This window comes from Bradyrhizobium arachidis, assembly GCF_015291705.1.
GTDB classification, from domain to species: Bacteria; Pseudomonadota; Alphaproteobacteria; order Rhizobiales; family Xanthobacteraceae; genus Bradyrhizobium; species Bradyrhizobium arachidis.
Map to the genome: position 1 here is coordinate 1,826,276 of NZ_CP030050.1, position 14,235 is coordinate 1,840,510.

Annotated in this window: 9 protein-coding genes and 3 pseudogenes; 7 read left to right on the top strand and 5 right to left on the bottom strand. The window is 59.3% G+C overall.

Annotated elements, in window-relative coordinates:
* Positions 1–33: 33 nt before the first annotated feature.
* A complete protein-coding gene (locus WN72_RS08820; RefSeq protein WP_244553973.1) occupies positions 34–1,788 on the top strand; it encodes a phosphoenolpyruvate hydrolase family protein in 1,755 nt (584 codons plus the stop codon).
* Positions 1,789–1,792: 4 nt separating this feature from the next.
* Here WN72_RS08820 and WN72_RS08825 read toward each other — a convergent pair whose 3' ends face one another.
* A complete protein-coding gene (locus WN72_RS08825; protein WP_244553972.1) occupies positions 1,793–2,344 on the bottom strand; it encodes a hypothetical protein in 552 nt (183 codons plus the stop codon).
* 1,018 nt (positions 2,345–3,362) lie between these two features.
* Here WN72_RS08825 and WN72_RS08830 point away from each other — a divergent pair.
* From WN72_RS08830 to WN72_RS08845, 4 genes are all read left to right on the top strand, one after another.
* Positions 3,363–3,566: a hypothetical protein gene (locus WN72_RS08830; RefSeq protein WP_143130818.1), complete on the top strand. Its 204-nt coding sequence runs from the start codon at positions 3,363–3,365 to the stop codon at positions 3,564–3,566.
* Positions 3,553–6,021, top strand: a complete 2,469-nt coding sequence (locus WN72_RS08835) for an AAA family ATPase (protein ID WP_092219771.1) — start codon at positions 3,553–3,555, stop codon at positions 6,019–6,021. Before WN72_RS08830 ends, WN72_RS08835 begins: the two co-directional genes overlap by 14 nt.
* Positions 6,018–6,221, top strand: coding sequence for a hypothetical protein (locus WN72_RS08840; protein WP_143130817.1), 204 nt, complete (start codon positions 6,018–6,020; stop codon positions 6,219–6,221). Before WN72_RS08835 ends, WN72_RS08840 begins: the two co-directional genes overlap by 4 nt.
* Positions 6,222–6,447: 226 nt before the next feature.
* Positions 6,448–7,158: an SIR2 family protein gene (locus WN72_RS08845; RefSeq protein WP_092219767.1), complete on the top strand. Its 711-nt coding sequence runs from the start codon at positions 6,448–6,450 to the stop codon at positions 7,156–7,158.
* A 1,040-nt stretch (positions 7,159–8,198) separates the two neighbouring features.
* Here the strand turns inward: WN72_RS08845 and WN72_RS08850 are convergent.
* Positions 8,199–9,512 carry a DUF2130 domain-containing protein gene (locus WN72_RS08850; RefSeq protein ID WP_092219808.1) on the bottom strand — a complete coding sequence of 438 codons (1,314 nt, stop codon included), beginning with the start codon at positions 9,510–9,512 and terminating at the stop codon, positions 8,199–8,201.
* 466 nt (positions 9,513–9,978) lie between these two features.
* Between WN72_RS08850 and WN72_RS08855 the strand changes: the two genes are divergently transcribed.
* Positions 9,979–10,320, top strand: a complete 342-nt coding sequence (locus WN72_RS08855; RefSeq protein ID WP_092219765.1) for a helix-turn-helix transcriptional regulator — start codon at positions 9,979–9,981, stop codon at positions 10,318–10,320.
* On the top strand, positions 10,310–11,650 hold the full coding sequence (locus tag WN72_RS08860; protein ID WP_092219807.1) for a type II toxin-antitoxin system HipA family toxin: 1,341 nt from the start codon (positions 10,310–10,312) through the stop codon (positions 11,648–11,650). Before WN72_RS08855 ends, WN72_RS08860 begins: the two co-directional genes overlap by 11 nt.
* 233 nt (positions 11,651–11,883) lie before the next feature.
* Here WN72_RS08860 and WN72_RS08865 read toward each other — a convergent pair.
* The 3 pseudogenes from WN72_RS08865 to WN72_RS08875 form a co-directional block, all read right to left on the bottom strand.
* Positions 11,884–12,368, bottom strand: a pseudogene (locus WN72_RS08865) (transposase); the annotation flags it as partial.
* Between the two features lie 288 nt (positions 12,369–12,656).
* A pseudogene (locus tag WN72_RS08870) lies at positions 12,657–13,642 on the bottom strand (IS110 family RNA-guided transposase).
* 79 nt (positions 13,643–13,721) lie between these two features.
* Positions 13,722–14,219: pseudogene (locus WN72_RS08875) on the bottom strand (transposase family protein); the annotation flags it as partial.
* Between the last annotated feature and the right edge of the window lie 16 nt (positions 14,220–14,235).

Consider the following 14,235-nt stretch of genomic DNA (forward strand, 5'->3'; position numbering starts at 1 on the left):
TGCCGGCTCCGGATCGACACGCGGACCACTGAGGTGAAGGGAGCCGGCATCAGGCAGTTCTTCCGGAATTCCCGTTCGTTCGTCCTTGGTGCGGGGATCGGATCGGGCATGACGGCCAGGGCCGCGGAGCGGGCGGGCGCCGATTTCGTGCTCGCACTCAATGCTGGCCGTTTTCGTGCCATGGGCGGGGCCTCGCCCGCCTCGATTCTTCCAATCCGCAATAGTAACGAGTTCGTAGCGGGGTTCGGACGGACCGAGATCCTGCCAAATACGAAACTGCCGGTCTTCTTCGGCACCTGTACATTCGACCCCGAGCTTGATCTGGATCGATGGCTCGACCGGATCATCAAATGGGGATTTGCTGGCGTGACCAACTTCCCTTCGGTTATACACATCGATGATGACCGCAGGTCGTTGCTCGAGAAGTCCGGCCTTGGCTATTCCCGGGAGATCGAGCTCCTTGTGAAGGCTGCAAAACGCGGCCTGATGACGATTGCCTATACTCGCACTCAATCTGAAGCGCGTCGAATGGTCGAAGCCGGCGCCGAGGCCATTTGCATCAACTTCAATCTAAACCGCGCGGTTGAAAGCGGGTCGGATCCGTCGATCAGCCTGTCTGAACTTGCAGCGCGTACGAATGCCGTTGCGCGCGTTGCTCAATCCGTCAACAAGAGCACCATCTGCTTGCTTGGGGGCGGCCCGATCACAAAGCCGGACGAGCTCCTGGACATCTGCCGCGAAACCGGAATCCAAGGGTTCATCGGAGGCTCTTCGCTGGACCGCGTGCCTTTGGAGATGTCGGTCCTCGAGGTGACGTCGGGCTTCAAGACCATCCACCTGTTGCGCGAGAAGGTGGATCTGCTCGAAAGGAAGCTGCAGTTGAGTGGCTTCAGGCACGGCGTTATCGCGCAGTCCTCGGCAATGAAGCGCGTCCTCGAGATGACCAAACGGGTTGCGGCAACCCCCAGCCCCGTTCTCATCTGGGGAGAGGCCGGCTCGGGCAAGCGTAGAATAGCAAGCCTGGTTCACGCGTTTAGCGACCGCAGGCACGCCAAGGCGATGCTGTTTCATTGCCGACCCGGTCCGGCGATGGATACACTCGGCCCGTTTTTCGGCGCCGAGCGCCTTGAGAGTGGCAGACGCCAATTGTCGCTGCTGGAGGCGTCGAGCGACGGCGCCGTCTTGCTGCTGCATGTTGACCAGCTTTCGCGCGAAGGCCAGGAGCGCCTCGCCGATTACCTGGAGACAGGCGGGTTTACCCCTCTGAACGGGGTAACTGTCATGCGTTCCCACGCTCGGATCATTGCGACCGCGACAGTGGCCCGAGGCGCTGGACTTGAAACGGTTCTGTGCGCGCGGCTTCTCGACCTTTTTACCGGGCTGGATCTCCAGTTACCTTCGCTACCCGACAGGCTTGAAGATTTGCCGCAACTCGTTCAACACTTCACCGTCGAAGCCAAAGGAGATTCCAGCGCCCAGACGCTCACAATCGAAAACTCTGCTTTCCTTGCGCTAGCCGGGCACGACTGGCCAGGCAATTTGCGCGAGCTGCGGCAGGTCGTGAACCAGCTCGTGACCCTGGCATCAACTCACATCACCGGTGAGATGCTAAAGCCGCTGTTGGAGCCGACTTCAGGCGCACGGCCCGCCGCCTCGCTGTCCGAGAGAGACTGGATTATCGAGGGCCTGAAGAGAAACCGGCTTCACCGCGGCAAGACTGCTCGCTCTCTCGGGCTTTCGCGCAAAACCCTCTACAACAAAATCAAGAAACTACGGATCCTCGAATAAGGCCTCATGCCCGTCGAAGCGGCTGCTTGGCCGTGGAGGCCTGCTCCAGAGAGAACTTCGGTACCGACGACGATCCATGAGAGCCAAGGCTTATGAGCCTGATGTCCGATCCAATCGGCAGCGCAAGCGCCTCGGGTCGCAGATAGACGGACCCATCCAGTTGCGAACCTAGCCGTTGCTCCGCGGCTGTTATCTTTGCCTCGTCCGCCGCGACAAACAGGACTTTGAACCCTCGGCTTGCAAACCACTCCATACGGCGAAGCTCGAGCTCCTGACCGCGATCGAGCGGCACTCCTGCCGGTGTCCGTTCAATCATGAAGGCAGGCGGAAAGTTCGTCACTCCGGTCATCCTTGCACCTTCCAACAAATCACCAAGATCTTCCCAGCATGCAAACGGGTCGATCATGACGATCGCCGCATAGCAGGAAGGGGGCACCTTGGGCCCCGCTTGCAAGTTCCGCAGGAGACAGTCGTTCCAGTCGATGACGGGAAGCGTGGCCATGACCAGCATGGCGTTCTGTGGAAGGGTCCGCAGTGATGGCGCATAGATCGTCATCTGATCACCGCGAGACGAGGAGAGACTTGCGGCAAGGCGACCTACTCTCACGGTTTCTACCCAACCCTACCCAATTGATGCTTCCGCCGATCTTACACGCCGCTTCATCCAGGTCTAGACCACGACGTCGATCGTTACCGGAGCAACGTCCTGTCCTTCTTTGGCGTAGGAGCCAGGTTCGGCTGGGAAGGGGTGGTCGTCGGCGCCGTTTCCTCCTGGCTGCATGACGGGGCTCTCCGCGCCCGTCCTGAGTGCCGGATGCGATTTGCTGCAGGGTACTGAGCGAGCTCCGCTCGCGGTGAAAGAGGGCCCGTAAAGCGCGTCTCGGGTAAAGAAATTTCGGGCGAACTATCTGCGCCCTACGGATCCGCTAGCAGACCGGCTCGTCTGCTTCCTCCCTGACTGGCGCCGCTGCTGGAAACTCCGGCAGCGGCATCTTTTTGACTCGGAGCGCGCCTCGCCGCGCGCTCGGGAACTGGTGTCGCGGAATTGGACGTCCTTGCGATCATGCGGGCGGCTTAATCCATCAAAGATCCGCCAGTTACGCTTGCCTCGGTCGGTTCATGGGAGGCGGCTTCCAATCCACACGGTGGCGCTCAATCACCTCGTTTCGGAACTGCTGTACCTCATCGGGCGCCTTCATCGAAACGCAGAGGGGCCCGTCAGGTCGCTCCATCGCGAGGGATCCTTTCGATGATGCGGCAGGCCCCGGCACGCTCTTGGCTGGCTAAGGACCTCGGACGCTAATATCCCCCAATGAGCCTTCCATGTGTGTTAGTTCAATGGGTTAACCGACCTTCGCCGTGCAATCGAATCCTTGCGCACCCGACAAAAAACCATCGCCATAGGATTCGTCGCATCGCATCTAGCTTGCGCAAGCGCAATCATTTATACGGCACATATACTAATCTGCTACAAGCTCCGCGCTCGATTTTCCGTGGCGCACCCTTAGATAGCACGAATCAGCGAGCGACGCGCGGCAGCGGCCGCGACGGTACGGCGGACGGGAAGGACATAGATGGCTGCTCAGAGTGACCCGCCCTTTTCGTCGACGGTCTCGTCCGTGATCGACGCTTTCACGAAAAGGCTTGAGGACCATAAGACTTTGCCGTCGGCATCGCTCACCGCGTTGCGACAGGCGCTCACGGAACACAAGCTTGACGCAGACAGCCTGCGGGAGGCGATCTTCACCCCTGCGGAGCAGAACGATGATCCAGATTGAGGAAATCGAGATCGTCGAATTCCGCGGCATCCGTCATCTGAAGCGTTCGCTCGGGCGCAGGAGCCTCGGCGTCGCGGGACCGAACGGTACCGGCAAGAGCGGCATCGTGGATGCCATCGAGTTCGCCCTCACCGGAAACATCACCCGGCTCGGTGGCACGGGTACGGCTGAACTGAGCGTCAAGGCGCACGCCCCGCACGTAGATTCGAGCAAGAAGCCCCAGAACGCGCTGGTTCGCCTCAAGGTTTATGCGCCTGCCCTGAAGAAAAGCTTCACGATCGAACGGAGCGTCAAGAACGCAACGACCGCGACGCTGGAGCCGAACGACACCGAGGCCAAGTCCATTCTCGCACAGCTCGAAACCCATCCTGAGTTTGCACTGTCTCGTCGCGAGATCATCAAATACATCCTCGTCCCGGCGGGGAAGCGGTCGCAATACGTCCAGGAGCTTCTGCGCCTCGATCAACTCGAAAAGCTGCGGACCTCGTTCCAGCGCGTTGCCAATGAGGCAAAGCGCGACCACACCCGGGCTCAGGCGGAAGATCAGCGTACCAAATCCGATTTCTTCCGGCACCTCGGCATCGCGGCTCCCAAAAAGAATGAGCTGCTTACTGCGGTAAATGCCCGGCGTGCCGTTCTGAAGCTCGACCCGGTCACGGACCTCGCGCCGGCAAATGCCCTGAAGGAAGGCGTCAATACAGAGGTCAAAGAGAAGACGCTGCAACCCTTTTCCAAGCTTGGTGCCAAGAGCGACCTTGCAGCCTATCTGGATCGTCTCGCTGCCTCGCAGCAGGCGGGAATAACCGGTGATAGGGCTGCGGCTGTTGCCGCGCTCACCAAGCTCACCGATGACCCGGCATTGTTGAAGGTGGTCAAGCAACGCGCGCTGCTCGAGCGGGGGCTCGACCTTCTTGAGGAAGATGCTTGCCCGCTCTGTGACAACGCCTGGGAAATGGCAGCGCTGGCTGCCCATCTTCAGGAGAAGATTGCAAAAGCCGATGCCGCGTCTGCTGTTCTGGAGCAGCTTGCAGCGGCAATTGCTCCTCTTACGGCGCACCTGCAGGCGGTGGTCCGGGACGCCGGCAAGGTGGCCCAATGGTGCGAGAAGGCCAACCCTCCGATAGATGCTTCGGCACTCGGCGCTCAGGCCAAGGCGCTCGACGGCGACCGCGTCATCCTCGATAAGGTCGTTGGCGACCCGGCGGTCATTGCTGAAGCCCTGCAAGCACTCGGCCGATTGGGCTCGCCCATCGCGGCCGAGCTGCTTCAAGCCACAGACGGTCTTGCGGCTCATATCGACACGTTGCCAGATCCTTCAACGGAGGAAGTGGCGAAGGAATTCTTGATCGTGGCGCAGGAAAAATACGATCAATGCCGCGTGACCCGGCGCGCGCTGAGCGTGTCGGCGCAGCAGGCCGAGACAGCGTCGGCCGTGCTGAGCCACTACGGCGCGGTCAGCACCGCCATCCTGGAGGGCATCTACGACAAGGTGCAAAAGGATTTCACCGAATATTACAGCTTCATCAACCGTGACGATGAAGACAAGTTCGAGGGTAAGCTCTCGCCGTCGTTCGGCAGGCTCGCTTTCGATGTTGACTTCTACGGCCGGGGCAAGTTTCCGCCTGGCGCCTACCATAGCGAGGGCCATCAAGATGGTATGGGTCTGTGCCTCTATCTTGCACTGGTGAAGCATACGCTCGGCGACGGGTTCACGCTCGCCGTCTTGGACGATGTGCTGATGTCTGTCGATGCCGGCCATCGGCGTGAGGTCTGTGCGCTCCTGAAGCAGAAGTTTCCCAACACGCAGTTTATCCTGACCACCCACGACGGGGTGTGGCTCAAGTTCATGCAGAGCGAAAAGCTGGTCCAGAGCACGCTCAGCTTTGGCGGCTGGACGGTTGACGGCGGCCCACAGGTCTGGACCGAAGGCGACGTCTGGACGCAGATCGACGAATACCTGGCTAAGGGCAATGTCCCGCAGGCGGCGGGAACGTTGCGCCGCTACCTCGAATTCACCTCGACGATCCTGGCTGACAACCTGCGTGCTCGCATCGAATATCACGGTAACGGACAATACGATCTCGGTGATCTCTGGCCCAACGTGTTGGCCGCCTGGAAAGCCCGCCTCCAGGAGGCGCGCGATTCGGCGGCCTCATGGGGCAAGAATATCCAGGAGGCCGAAACGCTCCAGGTCGAATCCAAGAAACGTGTCGCCGCAACGAAGTCGGAAGAATGGATGATCAACAAGGCCGTCCATTACAACGCCTGGGCGGATCTGCAACCGAAGGAATTCGTTGCGGTCGCGAGTTCGTTTCAGGAATTGCTTCGACTGATGCAATGCCCCAACACCGATTGCGGTGAGTTCCTCTGCGTTTCACCTATCAAGGGCGACAAGGAGGTGCTCCGCTGCAGCTGCGGCACGGTCAGTCTCAACCTGGTGCCGAAAAAGAAATGACGCGCGTAGGTGATCCTGTGACCAACCACGGCAACGATGAGACCATTGTCATGGTCTCGAAGGTCTATGACAAGGATGGTGAGCATGGTGAAGCAGAGATGGCCGTGAAGTACCAGACGCGCTGGATCGGCGGCGGCATGTCGGCGTGTGACGATTCATTTGACCCGCGGCGCGCGCGCCCTAGGGAATTCCCCAATTGAATGTCTATTCAGATTGTGATGTTGATCTAATGATTAGCTCAAATTCTCGGACCTCCCATGCCGACCGGCGAGCCAAGCCGGGACCGACGGCGAGAGCGCCTTGGCGATTGGACCATCGCGATCGGGAAATTCGGTATCTGACTTGCATCAATGTGTCAGTCTGGCCCGATACGAAACACAGTTAAAGATTGATAGGTGGAGGCGCCGGCGTGACGACGTTCGATCCATGCGCGAGGGCGAGGAGCTCCGAGAACAGCTGACGTCTGACCGCCGGAGGCTAATTGTTTTCTTTGGTGCGGGCACATCGCAAGCAGTTGGTTTGAATGGTGTAGTCCAGCTGACCTCAAACGTTCGGAGTCAACTCGACGCCAAGATGCAACCTGAGTATGATCGCGTCTTGTCCGAAGTCGGGGCAGGGGCGCACATTGAGCACGTACTAAACCGCGTAAGGCTCTGTCGCGAGATGATCGGCGACAGCAAAACTGCGGCGGCCGGCGGCTTCACTGGCGTTGCTGCGACAGAGTTGGACCGAGCGATCTGCAAGGCAATCTATCAGAGAGTAAGTGTTGATCCGACCAAGGGGTTTCAGCTTCATGCTGAGTTCGCGGCTTGGTTGAGCTCCGTCCAGCGGGCAAAACCAGTCGAAATCTTCTCAACCAACTATGATCTCCTGATCGAGCGGGGGCTCGAAATAGCGTTGGTGCCCTATTTCGATGGGTACCTCGGCGCGGTGAATCCGGATTTTTCCGACGCGGCAGCGGATGATTCCGACAATCTCAGTCAATTGCCTCGCACGTGGGCGCGGCTGTGGAAGCTGCACGGGTCCATTGGATGGCGCGTGGCGGAAGAGGCCATCACGGGAGCGAAGAAGGTCGTTCGCCTGCCCCTGGTCCCGCCCAAAGCTACCGTCACCGGCTCCCTCTCAGGCCGGGCCTGATTGGTAGAACCCAAACACCAGCTGATCTTTCGATCTTCGCAAGCTTAGACGGTAAGCCGCAGCACGGTGCGCATCGCGCACCTGCTCGCGCTTGCCCGCCTTCCATCGCGAGTATCGCTTCACAAACACGTCTTTGGGTCCTTTGCCACGAGTTGCCATGGCGAAGGCCTCCGCTGTCAGGCGGGATAGAGCCCGCCGCTCGGCTTGCTAACTCGCAAGCCCGCACCTTGGAGCCAGCCTGTCGACTGTGACAAAGGAGTCGCCGGTGACGGCTCGGTCAATCTCTCCGATTCTCGCCCGGTGATGTGAGATCGCCTTAGGTGCCCGGTAGGGCTTTTGCGATCCCATGGTGGGCTGCCCGCACCAAGGGAAATCCTTACTGTGTACGGGCGCTGATGCGGCCGCGCCGATTTCCTATAGCGGCACGGAACCAGGTCGGTGGTCGAATAAGGGGCTACAGAGCCTTGTTGTATAGTGCTTTTCCCTCATTGTGACTGACTGTAGCCACGCCGTTGCCGCGAGTTGTGCGTCGTGCAAGAGTCGCCCGAAGGAAGGCTACAGAGCGCGGGCTAGAGACTACCATCCATGGGGCGACGACGGGGTAAATCATCTGACGCCGGGACCATCTTTCTGGTCCTGATTGGCGGATTGGTGGTGGCTATTATGGCCATCTATCGATTCGTTGTGGAACACGCAGCCGCGATAGGATCGTGTGTTCTGGCAGCCGGGGTTGTTTGGCTCCTCTATCTCACTTTGAGGGGCAGGTCGCAGAACGTATCTCCTTCAGAGCGGCATTCCGAGCTTCCGAATTCCGGTCAAAGCCCGCCACCAGCGATAAGCAAGCTTCGTTCGAGTGTGCCGCCAGCAGTATGGTTGGCGGCAGGCGAAGGCGCGGCCTTCGGCAAGGCAGAAATTTCTGGGGGCATGTTCTACTACGGCGCCTGGATGGCTGGGCCGAACGGTGAAACCAGGCAGTATGCGATAAATCCTGCTCTTCCGGCGCACTCGCGTCAGCCCGATGTCGATGGTCAGTCGATGCCTTATCCTACTTTCCAGTCACGTTCGCCTGCGGCTTCCAACATTGGGACCTCTAGACTGGGAATCTCCGGCATCGCCTTGCCGGCAATCGCTTGCAGGTCACCAACCATGCCGACGGTCGATTCGATCACGGCCAATATTTGCGTTTCGCGCTTGGCCCACTGCCTTCCCAAGAATTTGCGCTCCTTATCCAAATCCTCGCGCATTTCGTTAAACTTCTCGACCACGGCATCCACCCGTTGGCGGAATTTTGTGCCGGTCAGGTATTGGTAGACCTGCTCCATCTTGGTCTGCTGTCCCTGTTGAACCATGCGCGAACTGTTGACGTCGATAAGTCCCTGGCGGAGAGCCACTGCAACCGGGAGCGCACATCGCGGATGAGCAACCCAGATGCCGTCGATGAGATCGAAATGCTCTACATGCTTTGGTAGAGCCAGTGAGACGATAAGCGCCACGTCCGCGCCACAGCGGCGTTGATCATCGCGAAGTTTTGCAAGCCAGCCGTCGCTCCATGCCTTAGTCCGCTTCGACTCCCATAGGATGATGCCGGCGGGTTGACTGATCGAGCCGTTCACCTGCTGCATCACGTCGGCACCGAGCTCACCCTTGCCGACAGGCTCAATCAGATCTGTGGGAAACCTTCCCCGGAGCAACTCCTCCAGCTCAAGTTCGAGAACCTCACCTTGCGACTGTTGCGAACCTTGCTCGGCCTTGCGCTTCAACTCTTCGATCGTGCGGGCCATGGATTCGATTGTTTGGTCCTTTTCCGCAACCCGCAAGCGCGCGGCTTCGTCGGCATCCTGCCTTGCCTTAGTCTGGATTTCCCCGATGGATGCGTGCACGCGTTTTTCTATGGTTAAGTCGAGCTCCCGCTTTTCCTGTTCGAGCGCTCGTTGTTGTCGCATCAACTCGGCTTGTTGCTTCTGGGCCTCGGCCAGCTTGAGGTTGTTGTTGGCCAAGCTGGCCCTTAGCTCTGCAGCCTCCGCTTCCTTCGCTTGTAGCTCAGCGGCAGCCGCCTCGCGTGCCTTCCTTCCCTCGCTAGAGGCAAGTTGCGCCCTCTCTATCGCCAATCGTTGTGCGACCCGGTCTTCAAGTTGCTCGCGTTCCCTCGTAAGTTGCTCGCGTTCCAGCCGCAGCGCCTCGACTTTTCGAGCCAACTCGGCGTCCTTGCTCGCCAGCTGTTCCTGAAAGCGCTGACGCGTTTCCGCGAGCAGCGGAGCAGCCAATGATTCCGTCAGGTGGATCTCGTGATTGCAGTTGGGGCATTGCAAGGTCGGTTCAGTTGAAGCGCCGGCTGCGATTGCTTTAAAGTTCATGAACTTCCCCATTCCGACCGGTCCCGATTGAAAATCATCCAAGTGCGATTGGGCCGTCTGCGGCGGCGATGTCTACATGCTGTTTGCCGGTCGCCGCCCTTTTCCACGCAATCCGCACTTTTGAGCCGGGCAGAAATCGCCCGCTCTTTGGCAAAGAACTGGCTTTGCCGCATTGAGCGAGGTTGAAAGGGCAGTCTTCGATGTTCCTGTTATGTACTCGCGAGGCCGCCGTCAATTGGTTTCCCATCTGATGCATGTCGGGATCGGATGAGCGGGCCCAATGTTGAGGCCCAAGGTGCACACGGCCAATTCTCAGCCTTTTAGGGAAGTTTTGGCGTATTAAGGCGCCAATATACGACTTTGCGGTAGCTTAAAGCGCCAAGCAGTTGACATAGCCGAAGAGGAGTGTTATATTCCTTGGTGCCATAAGGCGCCAAAAAGCATTTTAATGGAGCCTTAAGACGCCATGCCTCCTCGCAGTCAGTTTATCAGCGCACCACCCTCTGCCGTTCAGGAAGCGATCAAGCGCTTGGGCAACAATCTCCGGACCGCGCGCCTGCGCCGCAACCTGAGCCATACAGAGCTGGCAACTAAGCTGGGCGTAGATCGGCACGTCATCGCCGATGCTGAGAACGGGAAATTGAGCACCAGTGCCGGCGTGTATCTCGGCATGCTGTGGGCAATGAATCTTCTCCCGTCTCTTGCCGACGTTGCCAACCCGAAGAACGATGAGGAGGGGCTCGCTCTAAGCGGCCTCGATGAGCGCGAGCGTGCGCGACGGGGGGGGGGACCAAGCAATGCCTTCTGAGGAATGTTTCGTCTATATCACGCTGCCAGGCCAGACAGAACCGGTTACGGCCGGGCGGTATCAGCTCGACACGACACGCCAAGGTGCCGCCGTTGGACAATTCGTCTATGGCCGCAGCTACCTCGAGCGAAAGGATCGCGTCGAGTTCGATCCGGTCGAGCTCAAGATTCAAGTTCCGCCATTCCGGACAACGAAGCTGCGGGGCAATTTTGGCGCGTTGCGCGACAGCTCTCCGGACGCCTGGGGACGCAAGCTGATCGAAACTCGTCTGGGCAATCCGTCGCCGAGCGAAATTCAATATCTGCTCAATTCACCCGACGATCGCGCCGGCGCTTTGAGTTTTGGTCTCAACGTGCAACCGCCGGCACCTGTTCGTACGTTCAACAAGACGCTGGACTTGGCGCGTTTAATCGAAGTAGCCGACCAGATCGTTGCCGCCGAGAAGGATCCAGCAGCAGCACCAGCAGGTGCTGACGCTGAACAGGCAGAGGCGTTGATGCGCGCGGGCACTTCGATGGGGGGTGCGCGGCCGAAGGCTACTGTCGAGGACGAGGGTGCGCTTTGGCTCGCGAAATTCCCCCACCGCGACGATCGATGGAATAACCCTCGGGTCGAGCACGCCATGCTGACCCTTGCTCGCGGGTGCGGGATCTCGTGCGCAGAGAGTCAGATGACCACGATCGGCGATAAAGATGTCGTCCTGATTAAACGGTTCGATCGGAATAAGGCGGAGAAGGGTTACCACCGCAGCAGGATGGTGAGCGCCTTGACGCTGCTCGATGCCGATGACACGCCTGATACTGTCGATAAGCGTCGAAGATGGTCATATCTCCTGCTGGCTGACGAAATTCGGCGAGCCGCATCCGGAACTCAGTCGAAAGATCTGCCAGAGCTGTTTCGGCGGGTGTGCTTTAACGCTCTCATCTCCAATACCGACGATCATCCACGTAACCACGCCATCTTGGCAAAGGACCAAGCGTGGTCTCTATCACCGGCATACGACCTCACCCCGAACCCGATGATTGCCTTGGAGCGCCGGGACCTGGCGATGGCGTTTGGCAACTGGGGGCGTTACGCCAACCGGCTCAATTTGCTCTCGCAGAGCGAACGTTTCCTCTTATCAAAAGAAGAGGCAACGGCAATCGTAGACGGCATGAAAGCGACCATTGGGGAGTCCTGGTATAGGGTCTGCCGACAGGTCGGCGTCAGCGAGCGTGACTGCGAATTGATCCGTAGCGCGTTCGTTTACGAAGGCTTCGGTTACGATTTGGCGGATCCGACGATCGCAACCGACGACGCCGAAGAGCTGCCAACGACCCGTCCGCGTTAAAACGAACGGGAAATCTGCCGAAGCGCGATGATCGCGCGCTCACAGGCGGCCGCCACAAGGCGCCAACCGACGGTGGCCAAGACATCTAGGTCGCTAGTCCTGAGCGTGGCCGGAGGAACGCCGCAGATGCCCGATAATATCTGAATAGCGGCCAGCTTTTTCGACGCGTCGGACTAACTGCGCCAGGATCGGTAGCTTGCTTCTGGCTGTTCGAAACGCCTCATAGTCGTCCGTTAAGAATCTGGTTTGAGCGCAGGTGTAAGAGGGAGCAGCTGCATCAAAGCGTTCAAGATTAGGTGCAGCAGAAGCTTCAGCCAGGCGAGGACGAGGCGAAGATTGTGGCCGACGGCGGTCAGGACGACATTGGCCGCATCGCCGTCGCGGCCCTTGAGATGGCAGCGGCCGAGGTGTCCGTCGGTCTTCATATGACCGATCACGGGCTCGATGGCGGAGCGGCGCCTGAGTTCGCGTTTGATCACCCCGAAGACGCCACGCTTCTGGCAGGAGATGAAGACGCGGCGCGGGTTTTCCGTTTCGTGACCGCGATAGCCCTTGTCTACATAGGCGCGCTCGATTCCGCAGCCAGTGAGCGTCTCGGTGCTGTTGATGACCTCGCGGAGCGTGTGCCTGTGATAGGGGTTACCCGGCAGCGCCTTGGCGTGCAGCACGAACTGGCCGCCCGGGCGCGGGCATTGGTGGTGACGATCGAAGCCTTGACGCCGATCTATGGACCACGCCCGCGTTGCAAGAGGAATCGACAAACGGATGTAGCGGTCTGCGCCAATCTATCCGGCTTCGATTTGAGGCTCTCGCCTCGAGCCATTATGGATATCCGCCCACTTCTGTCCTCAATAACTCGCCGGCCTCAAGAAGGGCCATGGCGTCGAACCAGGCTTCAGAAGTGTCGGTGCAACCGTTGCTCCATCGTCCTTTCCGTCTCGCAAACCTCGGCGGGATGTTGTGCCTTTCCGGTTGGACCGTGGATCTTCTCCTTCCCGGCCGTGTCTTACGCGGCGTGGCCCACGAAGTTGGCGTCGTAATCACGGCCCTTTGCGAGCATGCTCCAGGCTAGGCGCGCGAGTTTTGCGGCCAGGGCGACAACCAGTACATTCGAGTGGAGCCGCTTGGATGCTGCTTCCAACCAGGCTCCGAAGCCATGCCTGGGCCAACTCTGACGCCTTAGAAGTACGGCTCTGGCCCCTTGAATGAACAGCGTTCGGAGGTACCGATTGCCACGCCTCGATATGCGGCCGAGAATGGTTCGATCGCCGGTCGAAATTTGTTTCGGTACGAGGCCAAGCCATGCTGCAAAGTCGCGGCCCTTATGGAAGGCATCACCAGTTCCGATCGCGGCGATCATCGCACTTGAGATGATTGGTCCGACACCCGGCGCACTCGTCAGGCGGCGACAGTGTGCGTCTTGATCAGCGAGTTCGTCGATTTCCTTCGTGATCGATGCGACCCGCCGCTTGAGAAAGCGCCAGTCTTCGGCCAGGTCCTGAATGAGCCGAACCACTCGAGGCGACAAGTTATCCGAGAGCATCGAGAGAATCTGTGGAAGTGCCAATCGGAGTGCTGCCGCTCCCTGCCGAACTGGCAGCCCTCGCTCAAGCAAAAAACTCGGATTTGATTGATGACCGCGGTTCTCTGTGTCACCAATCGACTGCGAACTCTGTGCAGCGCCTGCAAGTCGAGTTGCTCGGCCGATTTCAACGGGACAAAGCGCATGGTCGGGCGTTGCGCCGCCTCTGCGATGGCTTCGGCATCACGGAAGTCATTTTTGTGGCCCTTGAGGTATGGCTTCACATACTGCGCTGGCAAGAGCCGTACTTGATGGCCTAATTTCTCGAGCTTGAGACCCAGGTGGTGTGCTCCTGCACAGGCTTCCATTCCGATCAGGCAGGGCGGAACATTGGCCAGCGACTGCTCAAGCTGATTTCTCGATCGCTTCTTGCGTAGGATGATTGCACCCGTTGCATCGAACCCCACCACATGGAATGTGTTCTTGCCTAGATCAATGCCGATCGTGACAATGTTCGTATGGACATGGTTTGCGCTCCTTCTCTTGCCGGGGCTCTACCTTGCCGTTGAGAGCGGGCGTGATCCATGCCATTAACTCATACGGCGCTGAGGCCTTGCCCTTACCGATGCATTCGACCTCGGGTGCGTGGAAGGAGTAAAGCTTGTATCCGCGCTGCCGCTGCTCCTGGGAGCGGATCTGGCCTGCGCGCGAAAGCGGTTGCTCGAACGCAGCTTCGAGTTCTGGCTGGCCGGCGATCTTGCGGCGGATGTCTCGGATCAGGCGGCCGAGCCGCGACCGCAGCAGGCGCAATTGCCGACGATGGCGCTTGAACTGTTTGGCATGGGCATAACGACCCGCCATCATCGCCGCCTGCTTGGCGATGCGCCGATAGGATTGCCGCAGCTCAAGGCCATGCGCGCGGGCCAGCCGGTTGAGCACCCTGATCGCCGCATGGACCAGCTTGGCATCGGTCGGGAAGGTGATGGCCTTGGGCTGCACGGTAGTGTCCACCGTCACCCGCTTGAGATCGCGCGTCCGCAACGCGCCGGTTGGCACCTACCCA

Coding starts and splice junctions, on each gene's coding strand:
- WN72_RS08825 (WP_244553972.1), bottom strand. CDS start 2,344: ATGACGATCTATGCGCCATCACTGCGGACCCTTCCACAGAACGCCATG.
- WN72_RS08830 (WP_143130818.1), top strand. CDS start 3,363: ATGGCTGCTCAGAGTGACCCGCCCTTTTCGTCGACGGTCTCGTCCGTG.
- WN72_RS08835 (WP_092219771.1), top strand. CDS start 3,553: ATGATCCAGATTGAGGAAATCGAGATCGTCGAATTCCGCGGCATCCGT.
- WN72_RS08840 (WP_143130817.1), top strand. CDS start 6,018: ATGACGCGCGTAGGTGATCCTGTGACCAACCACGGCAACGATGAGACC.
- WN72_RS08845 (WP_092219767.1), top strand. CDS start 6,448: ATGCGCGAGGGCGAGGAGCTCCGAGAACAGCTGACGTCTGACCGCCGG.
- WN72_RS08850 (WP_092219808.1), bottom strand. CDS start 9,512: ATGAACTTTAAAGCAATCGCAGCCGGCGCTTCAACTGAACCGACCTTG.
- WN72_RS08855 (WP_092219765.1), top strand. CDS start 9,979: ATGCCTCCTCGCAGTCAGTTTATCAGCGCACCACCCTCTGCCGTTCAG.
- WN72_RS08860 (WP_092219807.1), top strand. CDS start 10,310: ATGCCTTCTGAGGAATGTTTCGTCTATATCACGCTGCCAGGCCAGACA.